Origin of the sequence: Marinoscillum sp. (assembly GCF_965229915.1) — a bacterium.
Classification (GTDB): Bacteria; Bacteroidota; Bacteroidia; order Cytophagales; family Cyclobacteriaceae; genus Marinoscillum.
The window spans coordinates 16,479-34,213 of sequence record NZ_CBDDJZ010000001.1; the positions used below are offsets into that span (position 1 = coordinate 16,479).

At 41.7% G+C, this 17,735-nt stretch carries 16 protein-coding genes; 7 read left to right on the forward strand and 9 right to left on the reverse strand.

Annotated features, from left to right (window positions below; all coding sequences use genetic code 11):
• Positions 1–138 precede the first annotated feature (138 nt).
• From ligA to dapA, 3 genes are read left to right on the forward strand one after another with little or no spacing between them, the layout of a single operon-like run.
• A complete protein-coding gene (gene ligA, locus ACO067_RS00060) occupies positions 139–2,190 on the forward strand; it encodes an NAD-dependent DNA ligase LigA (RefSeq protein WP_421868890.1) in 2,052 nt (683 codons plus the stop codon).
• A gap of 2 nt (positions 2,191–2,192) precedes the next feature.
• A complete protein-coding gene (locus tag ACO067_RS00065; RefSeq protein WP_421868893.1) occupies positions 2,193–2,714 on the forward strand; it encodes a DUF6913 domain-containing protein in 522 nt (173 codons plus the stop codon).
• Positions 2,695–3,573, forward strand: coding sequence for a 4-hydroxy-tetrahydrodipicolinate synthase (gene dapA / locus ACO067_RS00070; protein ID WP_421868896.1), 879 nt, complete (start codon positions 2,695–2,697; stop codon positions 3,571–3,573). Before ACO067_RS00065 ends, dapA begins: the two co-directional genes overlap by 20 nt.
• A gap of 5 nt (positions 3,574–3,578) precedes the next feature.
• Here the strand turns inward: dapA and ACO067_RS00075 are convergent, their stop codons facing one another.
• The 3 genes from ACO067_RS00075 to ACO067_RS00085 form a co-directional block, all read right to left on the reverse strand.
• Positions 3,579–4,064, reverse strand: a complete 486-nt coding sequence (locus ACO067_RS00075; protein WP_421868899.1) for a nuclear transport factor 2 family protein — start codon at positions 4,062–4,064, stop codon at positions 3,579–3,581.
• Between the two features lie 77 nt (positions 4,065–4,141).
• Positions 4,142–4,318: a histone H1 gene (locus ACO067_RS00080; RefSeq protein WP_421868902.1), complete on the reverse strand. Its 177-nt coding sequence runs from the start codon at positions 4,316–4,318 to the stop codon at positions 4,142–4,144.
• Between the two features lie 99 nt (positions 4,319–4,417).
• Positions 4,418–5,671, reverse strand: a complete 1,254-nt coding sequence (locus tag ACO067_RS00085) for an aminotransferase class I/II-fold pyridoxal phosphate-dependent enzyme (protein ID WP_421868904.1) — start codon at positions 5,669–5,671, stop codon at positions 4,418–4,420.
• A gap of 291 nt (positions 5,672–5,962) precedes the next feature.
• Between ACO067_RS00085 and accC the strand changes: the two genes are divergently transcribed.
• Genes accC through ACO067_RS00100 form a run of 3 tightly spaced genes read left to right on the forward strand, consistent with a single transcriptional unit; the run spans position 5,963 to position 9,319 of the window.
• Positions 5,963–7,465, forward strand: coding sequence for an acetyl-CoA carboxylase biotin carboxylase subunit (accC, locus tag ACO067_RS00090; protein WP_421868906.1), 1,503 nt, complete (start codon positions 5,963–5,965; stop codon positions 7,463–7,465).
• Positions 7,465–8,769 carry a DUF1015 domain-containing protein gene (locus ACO067_RS00095; RefSeq protein ID WP_421868910.1) on the forward strand — a complete coding sequence of 435 codons (1,305 nt, stop codon included), beginning with the start codon at positions 7,465–7,467 and terminating at the stop codon, positions 8,767–8,769. The genes accC and ACO067_RS00095 overlap by 1 nt, the downstream gene beginning before the upstream one ends.
• The gene (locus ACO067_RS00100; protein WP_421868912.1) at positions 8,732–9,319 is read left to right on the forward strand and encodes a Maf family nucleotide pyrophosphatase; all 588 of its coding nucleotides are present in this window, start codon (positions 8,732–8,734) and stop codon (positions 9,317–9,319) included. The genes ACO067_RS00095 and ACO067_RS00100 overlap by 38 nt, the downstream gene beginning before the upstream one ends.
• Here ACO067_RS00100 and ACO067_RS00105 read toward each other — a convergent pair.
• The 6 genes from ACO067_RS00105 to thyA form a co-directional block, all read right to left on the reverse strand.
• A complete protein-coding gene (locus tag ACO067_RS00105) occupies positions 9,301–9,996 on the reverse strand; it encodes an outer membrane beta-barrel protein (protein ID WP_421868914.1) in 696 nt (231 codons plus the stop codon). The genes ACO067_RS00100 and ACO067_RS00105 overlap by 19 nt on opposite strands.
• Before the next feature lie 137 nt (positions 9,997–10,133).
• The gene (locus ACO067_RS00110; protein ID WP_421868917.1) at positions 10,134–10,778 is read right to left on the reverse strand and encodes a hypothetical protein; all 645 of its coding nucleotides are present in this window, start codon (positions 10,776–10,778) and stop codon (positions 10,134–10,136) included.
• Positions 10,779–10,824: 46 nt separating this feature from the next.
• Positions 10,825–12,216, reverse strand: a complete 1,392-nt coding sequence (locus ACO067_RS00115) for an efflux RND transporter periplasmic adaptor subunit (RefSeq protein WP_421868920.1) — start codon at positions 12,214–12,216, stop codon at positions 10,825–10,827.
• A gap of 4 nt (positions 12,217–12,220) precedes the next feature.
• Positions 12,221–13,690 (reverse strand): TolC family protein, encoded by a 1,470-nt coding sequence (locus ACO067_RS00120; RefSeq protein WP_421868923.1) that lies wholly within the window; start codon positions 13,688–13,690, stop codon positions 12,221–12,223.
• Between the two features lie 8 nt (positions 13,691–13,698).
• Positions 13,699–14,379 (reverse strand): L-serine ammonia-lyase, iron-sulfur-dependent subunit beta, encoded by a 681-nt coding sequence (gene sdaAB / locus ACO067_RS00125; RefSeq protein WP_421868926.1) that lies wholly within the window; start codon positions 14,377–14,379, stop codon positions 13,699–13,701.
• Positions 14,380–14,447: 68 nt separating this feature from the next.
• Positions 14,448–15,353 (reverse strand): thymidylate synthase, encoded by a 906-nt coding sequence (gene thyA, locus ACO067_RS00130; RefSeq protein WP_421868929.1) that lies wholly within the window; start codon positions 15,351–15,353, stop codon positions 14,448–14,450.
• Between the two features lie 196 nt (positions 15,354–15,549).
• On the opposite strand from thyA, the gene ACO067_RS00135 reads away from it, so the two are divergent.
• Entirely contained in the window at positions 15,550–17,721 is a 2,172-nt protein-coding gene (locus tag ACO067_RS00135; RefSeq protein WP_421868932.1) for an efflux RND transporter permease subunit, read from the forward strand.
• Positions 17,722–17,735: the final 14 nt, after the last annotated feature.

Below are 17,735 nucleotides of genomic sequence, written 5' to 3' on the forward strand. Positions count from 1 at the left end.
GATCAGACATTGTTATACAGCTATTGAATTTTTATTAGATTTTTTATTCACATTCTACTTTTCCATAGGAATAAACCCCAACCACCATCATGCTTGATTACGTTAGATTACTAGATTTGTATGTTCTATACCTAACGAATGAGTGCTGAATTAAAAACCCAGATTGATAAGCTCACCGACGAGCTCAACTACCATACTTACATCTACTATCAGGAAAGTAGAACGGAGATTTCTGACTATGAATTTGATCAGAAATTGAAGGAGCTCGAAAAACTCGAAAACGAGCACCCTGAATACAAAAGAGAGGACTCTCCCACACATCGTGTAGGCGGCACCATTACCAAATCCTTCAACACCGTAGCTCATCGGTATCCAATGCTTTCGCTCGGCAATACCTACTCCAAAGAGGATCTGGCTGATTTTGACAAAAGAGTCGAAAAGGGGCTCGGCACCACCGATTATGAGTATTTCTGTGAGCTAAAGTTTGATGGAGTGGCCATCAGTTTGATTTATGAACATGGAGTGCTAAAGCAAGCAGTTACTCGAGGCGATGGTGTGAAAGGCGATGAAGTCACCACCAATGTAAAAACGATCAGAACAATCCCCCTAAAGTTATCTGGTGATTTTCCAGAGTCCTTTGAGGTGCGAGGTGAAGTATTTATGCCCAAGAAGGTGTTTAAGCATCTCAACGAGGAGCGGCAAAAGAATGGAGAAGCATTGCTTGCCAACCCCAGAAACACAGCCTCTGGGACCCTAAAGATGCAGGATTCAGCCGTGGTGGCTGGTCGTAAACTCGACTGCTATCTGTATTCATTGCTGGGCGAGGGATTGGAACCGCAAACACACGAAGACTCCATCCACTTACTGGAGCAAATGAAATTTAATGTCTCCCCCACTTACCAAAAATGCCAAACCATCGACGAGGTATTTGACTATATCAACAAGTGGGAACAAAAGAGACATGAACTCCCAGTAGAGACGGACGGCATTGTGATCAAGGTTAATAGCTCTGATCAGCAAAAGGAGCTGGGCTTTACCGCTAAAAGCCCGCGCTGGGCCATCTCTTACAAGTACAAAGCTGAAGCTGCTGAAACCAAACTACAAGGTATCACCTACCAGGTAGGACGTACGGGAGCAATCACTCCAGTTGCAGAACTTGAACCCGTTTTATTGGCCGGCACTACGGTAAAGCGGGCTTCTTTACACAACGCCAATGAAATCGAACGCCTGGACATTCGGGTGGGTGACATGGTCTATGTAGAAAAAGGTGGTGAGATCATCCCTAAAATCACAGGAATCAATCTGGTAAAAAGACCCAAAGATTCCACTCCTACACAATACATCACTGAATGTCCGGAATGTGGGACCGAACTGATCAGAAAGGAAGGCGAAGCTGTCCACTACTGCCCCAACCATGACGCTTGTCCACCACAAGTGCAAGGTCGTGTGGAGCATTTCATTTCCCGCAATGCCATGGATATCGCCAATCTCGGACCCAATACCATCAAAGGACTTTTCGATAGACACCTGATTCGAGGAATTGCTGATCTCTATGAATTGACTTATGATAACCTAAACGGACTCAAGTTTGAGATCACCGATCTGGTAACTGGCGAGGTGAAATCACGATCTATCAAAGACAAGTCCGCTCAGAATATTGTAGAGAGCCTCAACAAGTCCAAGGAAACGCCTTTTCAAAGTGTCTTATTCGGGTTGGGCATTCGATATGTCGGGAAGACTGTCGCAGAAAAACTGGCAGAACATTTTAAATCAATCGACAACCTCATGTCGGCTTCTTTCGAAGAGATATTGGACGTGCATGAAATCGGCGAGCGAATAGCAGAAAGCGTGGTTGACTTTTTTCAGTCTCAGGATAATAGAGAGCTGGTAGAGCGTTTAAAGTCCAAAGGCTTACAAATGCAAGTGATAGAACAAGAGACTGATCAGAACCTGGATCAGGTCTTCGAAGGTAAAACATTGGTTGTTTCTGGCGTGTTCAGCCAATTTGACCGGGAAGAACTCAAAGGGTTGATCAAAGCTATGGGCGGAAAAGTGGCCAGTTCTATTACCGGTAATACCGATTATCTGGTGGCAGGAGATAAAATGGGTCCGGCTAAACTAGAAAAAGCCGAGAAGCTTGGCACCACCATTCTGAGTGAGGAAGAATTCAAACAGATGAGTAATATTTAGCGATGTTGAAAAAAACGATTATCACGTATAAAACGGGGAAAAACATAAAGCATCATCTCCCTCAGGAGATGATTGATTTTAAATCAAGCAATCGGTTTGCAATCATTTACTCAGATCAGTTTGAAAAGGAAGACAACCTCAAAGAGATGATTAAAGATTTGGAGGGCCTTGGCAAGGAGGTAAATGTGATGGTTTATTGCCATCAACCCAAAAAGAAAATCACTGATCTCCCCTTTTATACCAGCCTTGACATTAACTACAGCGGCCAGATCAACAGCAGTGAACTGCAATCCTTCGTAGACCAATCATATGATTTTGCACTATGTCTGGATGAATCAAGGCATTTCTTAATCGATTATGTATTTTCGCTGATTAAGAGCAAATGCCGCGTGGGGACAAACGGCCAGGAACAAGCGAATCGATTTGATTTAATGATCCATTCGTCCAAAGAAAACATACCTCTTTGTAGTGAGGTAATTAGGTATTTAAAGATGATCCAAAACAATGAATATCAACCAGTTTAAAGGTACAGGAGTAGCATTAGTAACGCCTTTCAAAAGCGATCTTAGCATTGATTTTGATGCATTGAAACAGCATATCGAGCATGTAAGTAACGGAGGAGTGGAATACCTGGTGGTTTTGGGAACAACCGGTGAGGCTCCTACAATCTCTGCTGAAGAAAAAAATCAGGTCATTGAGTTTGTATTTGCTAATAATCCCAGGAACCTTCCTGTAGTTTATGGACTAGGTGGTAACAGTACGAAGTGGGTCGTGGATCAATTGGATCTGGTAAAGAACTATGATTTGGCCGCTATCCTCAGCTTGAGCCCTTATTATAACAAGCCCAGCCAAATCGGTATACAAAAGCATTACGAGGCAATAGCAGATGCCAGTCCATTTCCAGTGATTCTTTACAATGTGCCTGCCAGAACAAGTTCTAATGTAACTGCCGAAACGACCATTGCTCTATCCAAACATCCTAATATAATAGGTACTAAAGAGGCCTCAGGAAATCTGTCCCAGTGCATGACGATTGAGCAGAATACGCCTGATGATTTTATTCTGATCTCCGGAGATGATGAACTGACCTTACCGATGATGTCATTTGGATGTGTGGGAGCGATATCTGTTATTGCTAATATTCAGCCAAAGACCTTCAGCGACATGATCCGATTTGGCTTGGAAGGCAACTTCAAAGAAGCCAACAAACTGCACATGGCGATGATGAAAGGCTATGATCTGGTGGGTCGTGAAGGAAACCCTGTTTCCGTGAAAACAGGACTGGAAGCACTCGATTTGATGAAAAGAGATGTACGCTTACCGCTTTTCGAAGGGTCTAAAGAGCTATTGAGACATTTCAAAATGTATTTAGGGGATAAATAATTCCCCTATTTATACTTTTCTTGAATCTCCGCAGGCACCTCACAGTTTTCCTTTCTGCGGGTATCGGTTAACCCAAAGATCTTCCATCCGCCCTCTGTTTGGATCAACTGAAACACGTCCACTCCACAGTGGCTAAATTCATCACCCAGGTAGAAGGCATAATCTACCCACACCACCGCATAATCTCCATCCTGATGTATTTGTTCATTCCAAATTGGCTCTGAATAGGTTTTCTCTTTAGGTTTAGCAAAGGCCTCCACTAGCTTACTAGCAGGTATGGTGGATAAAGTGGCTTCACCTTTTGCATTTTTAGAAACGGTCTGCAGCGAGGCATTGTCTACAAATAAAGAAGCAGCGAGCTCACCATCATTCATTTCCATGGCCACAAAAAGCTGCCTAACTGGCTCCATGATGGCTTTTGTATCTTGATTTGATTGGGCGATTAAACAAGTAGTCACTATCAACCCTAGGATATACAATGTCAATTTCATGCTGGAAGATCAATAAAAAGCACAAAAAAAGGGGCTTAAAAAGCCCCTTTCTTTGAATATTCTTCTAATTAGTAGAATCAAGCTTTGTTCTTGATATCCTGAACTTCGATTCTGATTTCTTGAGCAAGGTTCTTAAGATCTTGCATTCCTTTTCTTACTCTAGTTCCAGCAGCAGAATTGTCTTTGTCATAGAACTTTGCGAAATCTGCTTCTAGTCCGTCTACTAATTCTTTAAGTTGTTCGAATCTTTTCATATTGATAGATCTTTAATTAAGGTTACTGATAATTATTCGATTCAGCAATTTATATAAATTGTTCAAAAATCAAGCATATTGGGCAAAAAAAGCAGAAAATTAAATTTTTGCGTATGCTCCTTCTACTCCTGCCTTCTTGTATTCACCACTATCCAGCTTTCCTTTCACAGCTTCAAAAGCTGTGATAGTTTGCTCCACATCTTCCAAAGAGTGAACGGCTGTAGGGATGATTCTCAAGATGATCGTTCCCTTTGGTACCACAGGATAAACCACCACAGAACAGAAGATCTTGTGGTTGTCTCTCAGGTCTTTAACTAGATTGACAGCTTCCATGGTATCTCCATTCATAATTACCGGAGTTACAGGTGATTGGGTGGTACCAATTCGATATCCTTTCTCTACGAATCCAGATTGGATGGCATTTACAATCTTCCACAGGTTTTCCTTAAGCTCAGGTTTGCTTTTCAACAGTTCCAGGCGCTTCAGCAATCCAATGACCAATGCTATCGGTAGTGATTTTGCGAAGATCTGTGATCTCACATTGTACTTTAATACGTCGATAATCTTATCATCACCCGCTATAAACGCACCAATACAAGCCATTGATTTAGCGAAAGTAGAGAAGTAGATATCAATCTGATCCTGTACGCCTTGCTCTTCACCCGCTCCTGCACCGGTTTTACCCATGGTACCGAATCCATGCGCATCGTCTACCAGCAATCTGAAGTTGAATTTCTCTTTCAATTTTACAATTGACTTGAGATCACCCATATTTCCAGACATACCGAATACACCTTCCGTGATCACGAGAATACCACCACCAGTTTCATTGGTGATTTTTTCAGCTCGCTTCAGCTGTCTTTCCAGGTTTTCAATGTCGTTATGAGGGAAAACGAAACGCTTACCCATATGCAATCTCACTCCGTCTATAATACAGGCATGTGACTCTGCATCATATACAATTACATCTTTTCTATCTACCAGGGCGTCAATCACTGACATTACTCCCTGGTAACCGAAGTTTAACAGCATAGCAGAATCTTTGGATACAAACTCTGCCAGCTCTCTTTCAAGCTGCTCATGATAAACGGTATTCCCTGTCATCATTCTAGCGCCCATTGGGTAAGCTAGCCCCCACTCTGCAGCAGCTTCTGCATCTGCTTTTCTTACTTCAGGATGGTTACCCAAACCCAGGTAGTTATTCAAACTCCATGTTAACACTTCCTGACCTCTAAACTTCATGCGAGGAGCAATCTCCCCTTCCAACTTTGGAAACATGTAGTAGTTGTCATCGAAGTAGGAATGCTGGCCCAGAGGCCCACGATCCTGTAGTAATTTTTCAAATAAATCCATCTATCGTGTGTTAAATAAACCTTACCAAAACGAGCTACAAAACTAACATTAAATCCACATTGCGCAAACTGATAATTCTCATTTGATTTAGCTAAATATTTGAAAATTAGTTTTACCTGTATTACAAATGTTCAATCTTCGACCAACAAAACAGCAGTTTTATTGTAATCTGTAAAATTTTATACCTGCTATAAGCTCATAAGAAAACGAACATTTGGAGTGCATTTCCTACCCGGTATCTAAGGGTCAAAATCCTCCCTATTTAAAGCAGGAATCACTATTTTAGCGTATATGAAAAAGATCCAGAAAATACTGATTGCCAATAGAGGTGAAATCGCAATTCGTGTGATGAGATCAGCAAAAGAAATGGGTATAAAAACGGTAGCTGTATACAGTGAAGCTGATAAAACTGCCGCTCATGTCCAGTTTGCTGATGAAGCCGTCTTAATTGGCCCACCCCCTTCGTCAGAGTCTTATCTGGTAATGGACAAGATTATAGATGCCTGTAAACAGACTGGTGCTGATGCAATTCACCCTGGTTATGGATTTCTATCTGAAAACGCTGCCTTTGCCAAAAAAGTAGAGGATGCAGGTCTGATATTTATCGGACCATCTGCCAGTGCCATCAAGGTCATGGGAGACAAACTCGCATCCAAACAGGCAGTAAAAGACTTTGATGTCCCATTAGTCCCAGGTATGGATGAGCCCATCTCTGATGTACCGGCAGCAAAGAAGATTGCCGAAGAAATCGGATATCCCGTGATGATCAAAGCAAGTGCTGGTGGTGGCGGTAAAGGTATGAGGATCGTAAATGACCCCAAAGACTTTGAGGAGCAAATGACTCGGGCTGTGAGTGAAGCCAAAAACTCATTTGGTGATGATTCAGTGTTCATAGAAAAATTCATTACTTCCCCCAAACACATTGAAGTACAGATACTTGGTGATCAGCATGGTAATGTAATCTATGTTTTTGAACGAGAATGCAGTATCCAACGCAGAAATCAAAAAGTCATAGAAGAAGCCCCATCACCTGTAGTTAATGAGGAGCAACGCAAGCGATTCGGTGAAGCCGCAGTGAATGTGGCCAAATCCTGCAACTACTATGGTGCCGGTACGGTGGAATTCATCGCTGATGCTAATCTGGATTTTTACTTTTTAGAAATGAATACACGCTTACAGGTGGAGCACCCTGTTTCAGAATTGATTTCAGGGCTTGATCTGGTGAAAGAACAAATCAAAATAGCTGAAGGTCAGGCACTCTCTTTCAAACAGGAGGATTTGAAAATTCACGGGCATAGTATTGAGGTTAGAGTTTATGCAGAAGATCCTGAGAACAATTTCCTACCAGACACAGGAAAGTTGGAGGTCTATCGTAGGCCTCAGGGTGCAGGTGTACGTGTTGATGATGGCTATGAAGAAGGCATGGACATTCCGATATTCTATGACCCCATGATCGCCAAACTGATCACTTATGGAAAAGATCGGACAGAAGCTATTGCAAGAATGCAAAGAGCCATTGAGGAGTACCAAATCGTTGGAATCAAGACCACTCTCCCATTTTGTCAGTATGTGCTCGGTCATGAAGAGTTTACCAGCGGTCGTTTCACCACCAAGTTCGTGGAACAACACTTCCAGCCAGAAGTGTTGAAAAAAGAAGTACCTGAAGACATTCAGAAAGTAGCCGCTTTGTTTGCTTTTGACCAATATCAAGATGAGAAAAAGGGAGCGTCCTTCAGCACAAATGGTCATACTTCTGGTCGAAGCGGCTGGAAAAGTCGATTGAAGGCTGAATAATGGCAGAAATAAGACCGTTTGCCGGATGGAGGTATAACCAACAGCTGGTTCAGGAGATTGATCAATTGACTTCTCCTCTTTTTGATGTAGTATCTACCAAACAGCGTGCTGCTCTCTATCAAAGGACGTTCAACAGCATCCACCTTTCAGTGCCACAGGAGCATAATCCAGCGCATGCAGCAAAAGAGCGTCTAGCTCAATGGAAGTCAAACAAAATACTTGTCCAGGACAAACTGCCTGCGATATACGTTTATTATCAATACTTCTCGCTGCCTGGATCTGATAGAAATTACTGTAGGAAAGGGTTCATATGTAACATCCGCATTCATGACTATAACGAAAAAGTCATCTTGCGCCATGAAAGCACCATGCCCTTTTCAGTAAAGGATCGGCTTGACTTGCTGCACGAGACACAACTCAACGTATCTCCAACTCATGGACTGTATACAGATCCTTCCATGGAAATAGAGCAATACTTAGATGATAGCATGAAAGCCCCACTTTATGAGTCTGAAGACTATCAGGGTGTTCGCGATGTGTTTGCTGTGATTCATGATGTCAATATCATCAGAAGAATCCAGGAAATCATCCGAGACAAGCAGATCATCCTGGCTGATGGACATCATCGATATGGAGGTTCTCTAGAATATATGTATCAATGTAAGAAAAACAACCTCAATCACTCTGGTGAAGAACCTTACAATTTTCATATGATGTTTTTGACGAATACGGAAGCAGATGATCTGAGAATTTTACCAACTCATCGGGTAGTTGATGATCTGGAAGGGTTCTCCGAGGAGTGGCTGCTTCACCAGCTGGAACCATACTTCTACATCAAACCAGTAGAAAATGCGCCAGATGTTAATGAGATTATCCTGGGCAAAATGTGGGCGTTTGGACTGCTGGTGGGTGACAATGCTTACAAAATACGACTCAAACCAGAGAGGATAAGTGACATCACATGGAACTTCCCAGATCAGATCAAAGAGCTTGACCTTACAGTAATGCATTACTTTATTTTTGAAAAAATCCTAGGAATACCCGGCCCTAAGCAAGTAAATGCGCGAAACATTACCTTCCAAAGGAACTTTACGGAGTGTTTGCAAGCGGTAACCAAAGGAGAAGCCCAGTTTGCCCTGATCACTAAAGACATCTCTATAGAAACGGTGAAAAAAGTATGTTACAGTGGCTATACCATGCCTCAGAAGTCCACCTATTTTTACCCTAAAGTAATTAGCGGTTTCGTATTTAGTTCAATAGATAAAAATGAGTTCTATACCAACTTTGATTCTAGCTTCCAATAGCCCTAGAAGGCAACAATTACTGAAAGATCTCGGCTTTGATTTTGAGGTATTTACAAGAGACTTTGACGAAAGCTTTCCTGATGAGCTTCCCGCAATGGAAGTAGCCGAATACCTGGCTATCAAAAAGAACAAGAACTATCGTGAACTGAGACCACAAGATCTGATCATTACGTCAGATACCACGGTGATTTGCGAAAACCATGTTCTCAATAAAGCCGCCGATAAGACGGAAGCTCGAAATATGCTATCCATGCTTTCAGGGAAAACGCACCAAGTAGTTTCTGGTGTATGTGTTTCTTCCCCGGAAAAGAACATTAGTTTTTCGGATAGTACAGCTGTGACATTTGATATCATAACTGAGCAAGAAATGAATTATTACATTGATCATTTCAAGCCGTTTGATAAAGCGGGCGCTTATGGTATTCAAGAATGGATAGGAATGGCAAAGATTTCAGCTATTAGCGGATCCTATTTTACCGTGATGGGGCTTCCTACACACAGGCTATTCAAAGTTTTAACTGAGGACTTTGGTTACCAACTCAATACTTGATAGCTCAGTAAGAAGTAAGTTCGTCTAACTTTAGAACTGACCGCCAATAAATTGGACATACCCTGTGTGCCTTCGTATCTGAACTCCATACCTAGTTGTTTGTATTTAAATCCTAAAGAGAGTTCAAAACCATCCTCCATAGTTATGGGATCTTCAAATATCGGATTTGATTCAACTCGCGGATTCGACGGGTCACTCGAGTTATAATAATAAGTGGTCTTAAAGGTCTGATCTTTCAGAAGGTGGCTGAACCCATACCCGATTCCTACAAAAGGTTTAAAAGAACCCAAGGGGATGTGATACCTAACCACTGGCAATATCCTTAAATGTGAAGCGGAAATTGATGCTGAATGAGTCGTCTGATTAAAATCAGTATACTGGTCCCTCATGCGATATTCGTGGTAGTTTAGCTCGAGATACAGTGACCAACTTTGATTTCTGGAAGCAAAAAAGAATTCACTGTTCAACCCAAAAGAAGGTGAATAACTACTCTCGAAATTCATCACATTCAAATAGTCATAGGTATAACTACTGGTACCAAAATCAAGAGTGGTGGAAGATACGCCTGCCACTACACCGATACTGGATTCAATTTTGGTTGCTTGATCGTCTCTTGTAAATTGAGCTTCTGAAGCTAGTACGCACAATAGACTTAAACCGGCGATTAAGTATTTCATTAGAAGTTAGGTTTGACACATAATCACTATGGCCAGTGGGTTGAGTTTTATCCTAACAAATACTATACCATTACACTGACCCAAATAGAAATAACCAGCAACTAAGGGTTCGATCAGATGATGCTTGAATCAAACAATCAGCTCTCATAAGGAACTCTCCCAATCTTCCTGTGTCGATTGATATCCAATGGAACTAATACAATAAAAGGAAGGGTGAGAAATATATAGAATATCAGGCACCGATATTGGTCGAAAGGCAATTCCATAAGTGCCATTAGGATTGGGATAAATAGATATCCAGAAACCAAGACACCCACAACTACTTTTACTGGTGTATTATCCATTGGGCTTTTAGACGGTATCTGTAATTCATTGAGCCTGCTTCGAAGTATATTTTCTAGCTGCACCCATTCTATTGAGTGATCTTTGATATGTCTGTGTAGAGAAATACGCCTTTTACCATCTGCAATGACCCAATGAAATGACGGGGCATTGGTCATTTCTAATCGGTACCAGCAGATATCTTTCCATTTGATTTCCGTTTTTCCAAGAGCAATAGCGTCATTTTCGAGCTTAACCACCTGAATCTTATAAAATTCCAACAAACGTGTAAAAAACACCACCCAAAAGCCAACTAGTAAAATGAAACCGGAGAGCACATAACCTGCCACCTCTCCATTCAAAGAAATAACTACTATAGCAAGTACTAAAAGACCAATGACTGCTAAAAGCTTAACTAATGCTGTTTGTACAGACTGAAAAAGGTTAATATTGAGGTTCATAAAAAAAGGGGCCGCTAGCCCCTTTCAACAGTTGAATAATCAAATTTTAATCTTCGTCAGATGATTCAGCAGGCTGAGCTTCCTCTTTTTTCTCTCCACCCTGCACTTCCACATCGTCTCCATCTTTTAATCTTTTGGAAACTGCCAGGAATGGACCGGAAATAATCACATCACCTTCAGCTACTCCATCGGTTACTTCAATTCGCTCAAAGTCACTTATACCCGTTTTCACGATCGTTTTAACAGCTTTTCCATCTACTAATTTGAAAACGACCTCATCTAGTTCGTCACTAGCAAGGGTCTGCTCAGAGTCATCATCATTAGCAGGACCAGCTTGCTCACCGCCTTGTGGCTTGGCATCTTTCTTTGGTCTGGTAGTCACCGCCGATAGTGGTACGGTCAAAATATTTGATTTTGTTTCTGTAAGGATGTCAACACTGGCCGTCATACCCGGTCTGAATGGATATTTTAGTCCTTTTTCTTTGATCAGGTCCTGATAAGAAGAATTAAGAATTTTAATACGCACCTCAAATTCAGTAACCGCATCTGAAGAAGCCTTGTCGTTTGCCGTATTGGCAATCTGTGTTACCACACCTTTGAACGTCTTATCCATGTAAGAATAAGAATCCACGTCTATAATCGCGGTATCTCCATTACTTATCCGAATGATGTCATTCTCATTCACATCCACACGTACTTCCATATTGGACAGATCAGCGATTCGAAGCATCTCAGTTCCTTGCATCTGAGAAGTACCTACTACAGTCTCGCCCTCTTCTACATCCAGCTTAGAAACAATACCTGTCATGGGTGCGGTGATCTCCGTAAGTCGTAAGTTTTCGCGTGCTTCATCTACTGAGGCCTTGGCACTTTCAACAACAAATTGAGCCGCCTGTACATTCTGCTGAGCCGACTTTAAGTCCTGCTTGGCTATATTGTAGTTGGCTTCTACTTGTTGAAAATCAGCATCAGAAATCACTTTTTCTTCATAAAGCTTCTTTTGTCTTTCATAATCCAATTCACTCCTTTTGAAAGTAGCTTGTGCTCTGGCCTCTCTGGCTTTAGCATCCTCATAATTAGCTCGCTGCTGATTATAGTTCGCTTCTACACGCTGCAGGGCGGACTCGAAATTATCTGGACGGATTTTTAACAAAAAGTCTCCTTTAGAAACCGAATCACCTTCCTCGATTTCCATGCGAATGATTTCACCTGGAACCTCCGGGCTTATTTTCACTTCCACCACAGGCTGTACAGCCCCTGAAGCCGATACCTTTTCAACGATCGTAGCTTTTTCGGCTTTAGCACTTTCTACCTGGATGGCACGCTTCTGGCCCACCCATCCTTGGGACTTACCGATGATTGCGAATAGTATAAGAGCCACTACGACCCCACCTAGAATATATAATATCTTGTTTGACGATTTTTTCTTTTTGGCCATTAGGTTAGAATGTTAGGTTTTTGCCTTGGTAAAAATCAAGAACTTTGGTTTTAAAAATGAAATCATACTTGGCACGTACCAAATCAGATTTTGCTCTGAACAAATTGTTCGAAGCAACCTGGTAGTCAGTGAAATTGGCAGCACCAAGATTGTATTGATTTTCAATGGATCTAAATGTTTCTTCCAATGCTTCTACTTGTCGCTGAGAAGCTGCATAGGTTTTAGAAGCTGCAAACGCATCATTGTAGGCTTGCTCAATGATTTGTCTCAAGGTGTTTTTCTGTTCTAAAACAGCTATTTCGGCTTGCTGAAGGTTGATTTTGGCATTTTGAACGCCTGCATTTGCACGAAGGTTATTGAATATCGGAATATTCAGGTTCAAACTAAGTGACCGGCTCAGGTTTTGGTCTAGCTGATCGCTGAAACTCACCGTCTCTCGGGTACCATTTGCGGTAACAGATATTTCTTCAACTGCCGTGCCACCTGATGTCACGTAAAGTGTAGGGTTGGTGATGATATCGCCATTTGAATCTCTGTTGATGGTGTAAGGATTCTCTTCATTGAGATTGAACGTTTTGAAAGCATCAGAGTAGTTAGTTCTAAAACTACCATTCAGTGACAATGTAGGTGCGTATCCAGCTTCAGCCACCTTTACCCCCATGGCAGCTTGCTCCACCTGAAGTTCGGCACTTCTGATCTCAGGCATAGCTTCCAGAGCAGACTGAAATACCTCTTCAGATGTGGTGAGCATGTCTGGGCCCCCAGTCAGTTCTAAATCAGGCACCACCAACTCAATTTCTTCAGCAACTGGCAGCAGCATGGCTTGCTTCAAATTGAGCAATGCCAGGTTTAGGTTGTTTTCAGCATTGACAAGATTCACTTCATTGGTCGCTACCTGAGACATAAGCTCTAGCTCATTGGTTCTAGGCAAGGCTCCTCCAGCAACCAGTTTCTTGGTTCTGGATAACTGTTCCTGACTAGACTCCAATTGATAGCGGGCATTTTCTACCAGCTCTCTATTTAGTATGACATTGAGGTAGAAGGTTACAATATTGATGGAAATATCGTTGACTGCTTTGTCTACGTCATATTCAGCAGACTCTAACCCAAGTCGGTTTTGCTTTACTGTATTGGTGATTCTAAACCAGTTGAATAACGTGACATTAGCATTACCGTTGATTCCAGAAAAATTGATCTGCTGGGTAATGAAATCGTTGGAAGTCGGGTCGATTGATCGCCCCCAGTTGTAACCATAGTTACCACCTACATTCAAGCTTGGAAGCATCTCTGCTCTCGATTGATTGTAAGTAACACGAGCGCGTTCCTTTTGTAAATTGCTTCTACGTACTGACAGGTTATTCTCAATGGCGATATCAATACATTGCTGCAGGTCCAATACATTCAATGAATCCTGAGCGTAAGTTTGAAATCCCATGAAAACAGCCAACAGCAAGGTTAGGATTAGCTTTTTCATAATTTAAGTTATTGATCAATATCTGGGATATATAGTACGTTCTTTACCCAGTTTAGTTCCTTAATATATTCTAAAGTGATTGGTTTGATCCCTGAATCCATCTCGAACACAAGGCATGCCAGATCGTTTTTCCCTTTTCTAGACACGGTCATCGTTGCAATGTTACAATCATCATGAGATAAAACATCAGAAATGAATGCAATACTACCTTTTTGGTCATTTGCATAGACAATGAGTGTATGTGAACTGGCGGTAAAATTACAATCAAAACCGTTGACTTCTCTAATTCGAATCACCCCTCCACCTCTGCTCTCTCCAATTACTACCGCCTGAGTATCATCAGGAGCTGTCAGTTCTAGTCTCACTGTGTTCGGATGCAGTGTGTTGGCATTTCCAACTGATCTAAATTTGTACTCCAAACCAGCTTTTTCGGCTTGTTGGAGGGAATCTTTTATCCGGTCATCATCAGTGTGATAATCCAACAGCCCACCAAGAATAGCCCGGTTGCTGCCATGACCTTCATAGGTTTGCGCAAAGGAATTGTAAAAAGTGATGACTGCTTTTTTGGGAGTGCCTTTCAGGATTTTTCGAGCTACGCGACCAATACGCACCACTCCGGCGGTATGAGAGCTCGAGGGACCGATCATCACTGGACCGATCATATCAAAAACACTACTTCTTTCTGACATTACTGGGGTATTAACGGATTTTGGGTGAATGCGATACAAAAAATGACGAATATCATTCTAATATTCGCTTAAACGGCTACAACAGCTTTAATTCCCGGATGAGGATCATAATTTTCCAGGGTGAAGTCCTCAAAACGGAAGGCAAAAATGTCCTTAACTTCAGGATTGATTTTCATGTCCGGCAATGTTCTTGGCTCACGTGAGAGCTGTAAATGAGCTTGCTCAAAATGATTGCTGTAGATATGCGCATCTCCAAATGTATGTACAAAATCTCCCAGTCCAAGATCACAAACCTGAGCTACCATCATCGTCAACAACGCGTAAGAAGCGATATTGAAAGGAACGCCCAGAAAAACATCTGCACTACGCTGATACAGCTGACAAGATAGCTTGCCATCAGCCACATAAAACTGGAACAATGAGTGACATGGAGGCAAACCTGACTTGGCCATTACTGGAATGTCTTTAGGATTCCAGGCTGACACAATTAGTCTTCTGGAGTCGGGCTTGTTTTTAATATCCGCTATCAAACCAGAAATCTGATCTACACCTTCAAAATTCCTCCACTGGTGGCCATATACCGGACCTAACTCTCCATATTGTTTGGCAAATGTATCATCAGCCTTTACGCGCTCCACAAACTCTTTCATGTGAGCTTTCCATTCCTCGCTGTATTTTGGATACTGCTCTTCTAACCCATTTTGCTTTAAGTAGCTTTGATAAGGCCAGTCGTTCCAGATATTCACACCATTTTTTACAAGGTACTGAATATTGGTATCTCCCTGAACAAACCATAATAACTCATGAATGATGGACTTAAGATGTACTTTTTTGGTTGTAACTAATGGAAACCCCTCCGCCAGATCAAACCTCATCTGATATCCAAAAACACTTCGAGTTCCTGTGCCTGTTCTGTCAGACTTATCGACACCATGGTCAAGGATATGTTGCATCAAATCGAGGTATTGCTTCATTGCTTTAGGTTCTATGTTTTGGGTTCTATAGTTTTAGAGTTTCAAGGTCTCAACCACTTTGTACAGCAACTTAAAACCCGTACTGTTCGAGTGGCTAAATTAACGAGTTAACAACAGAAAGCTGAAAACAATACTCAATAAGTACTATGAAAAGTTAACACAGGGTTCTTTCAAAGCTCTGGTTATTGGCATTTGGGTGATCATCACCTCATTTTTCGGCTATCAGTTATCATTTCTCCGAGCTGATTTCGAGTTTGAACGGTTCTTCCCAACTCAAGATCCAGATATTGAATTTTACGAACAACATCTGACGGAATTCAACTATGACAATGATTACTTGATTGCTGTCATCACCTCAGAATCAAGCATTTTCGATAAGCCTTTTCTATCTGAAGTCATAGCATTCGAGAACTCAGTATCAAGCCTTAACAACATCACTCAGGTATTTTCTATTGCTACTGCCCAATTACCCGTAAAGGGCCCGATGGGTGTGACTCCCCTTCCACTCATACATGTGTCCAATCCATCTAGATATGAGGCAGACAGCATTCAAATTAATCAACATCCGTTCTTTAAAAACTTCATCAGTCAAGATGGCAAATCGCTATTGATCCAAATCAATCATGAGCACCTAACCAACCCGGCAGATTCCAGATCTCTGCAGTTACAATTGAATGAACTTCTCCATTCCTTTACTTTTAGCGACTATCACTTGGTGGGAAAGGTAATTGCTCAAGAGGCTTTTGTCGGTTATATTCAAAACGATTTTGTCCTATTTCTGGCTGCAGCGCTGATTCTAAGCTTTGTCTTATTGGTGTTTATATTCAAATCAGTCAAGATCGCTCTCATGCCCTATCTGGTCAGTATTACCAGCTTGGTTTGGTTGCTTGGGCTGATGTCCTGGATGGGATTTTCTATTTCTGTCTTGGGGTCCTTAATACCGCCTGTCATTCTGTTCGTTTCTACCTCCGACAGTATCCACCTCATCAATGCATACAGGAACATCACCAGTGAAAACCATGTTGCGAGACTACAACAAGCCATACATAAGGTACTCATCCCCACATTATTAACTTCTTTGACTACCGCCATAGGTTTCTTCAGTTTGTGGAGTATTGACACCTTACCTATCCGAGAACTTGGCCTTTTCGCCGGCATTGGTATTTGTATTGCGTTTTTTGTGACTTTCTTATTTGGACCTTTATTGATCCGACGCACTTATCCTCCAGAGACACAACAGATACTTATGAAAAAGCTGGCGATCTGGAACCTGCGAAACCACAAGCCTATTCTAATCTGCTGGATTGTGTCAATCATAATTGCTGCTTATGGGATATCTCTTGTAAAAACAGATGCATACTTACTGAAAGACCTCCCAGAAGACTCAGAAGTAAGAAATGCCTTCACCCTGGTAGACAACCAACTTGGCGGATCCAAACCATGGGAAATGGCTCTATGGCCGACTGATAGCACCAAGGGAATCTTCGATTATCAGGTGATAAGAGAAATAAACAAAATAGAAACCTATCTGAAGGATCAATATGGTATGAATCGAGTGATCTCTCCCGTTACCCTGGTTCGGTTTACCAACCAAATGAATAATGGAGGATTGACGAGTCATTTCACTCTACCGGAGAAGGCTCAACATCACAGAATCATTAAATCACTGACCCGACTACTCAAAAGAGAGGAATTACCAAAAGTTTCGGCCAATAACAGCTATGGTCGCATTGCAGCATTTATTCCTGAATACGGTTCTCACGAGACCATCAAGAGGAATCAACTACTGTTAGAGTTTATTGAAAAGGAAATAGATACACAGGTTCTTTCAACAAGGCTTACGGGGACTACATACCTCATTGACAAAAGCCATGAGGTGCTATCCTACAACCTGATCAAAGGGCTCATTATCGGTATCTTGATCATTTCGGTTTTACTCGGCCTTTATTTCAGATCCATTAAGATTTTGTTAATCAGCCTGATACCTAACATCATCCCATTAATAGCTGTGGCCGGATACATGGGACTATCTGGAGCTCCACTAAAACTAACCACTTCAGTGATCTTTGCGGTGACCTTTGGCATTGCAGTAGATGATACAATCCATTTTCTAGCGGTGTATCGAAAAAGTACCTGTAAATCCACAGTCTTTAAGCTCATAAACACCTATGCATCAGCAGGTAAGGCAATACTACTCACAACGGTGATCATTGTAAGCGGTTTTTTCCTATTCATCCTGTCATCATTCGGCGCCACGTACTATTTAGGCCTGTTTATGACAATTTCTTTACTAATCGCGTTGTTAACTGATCTGACACTCCTACCTTTGCTGCTTCATTTGTTTAAAACCAAGGAAACACAGAGATAACACAGCGGTTAACT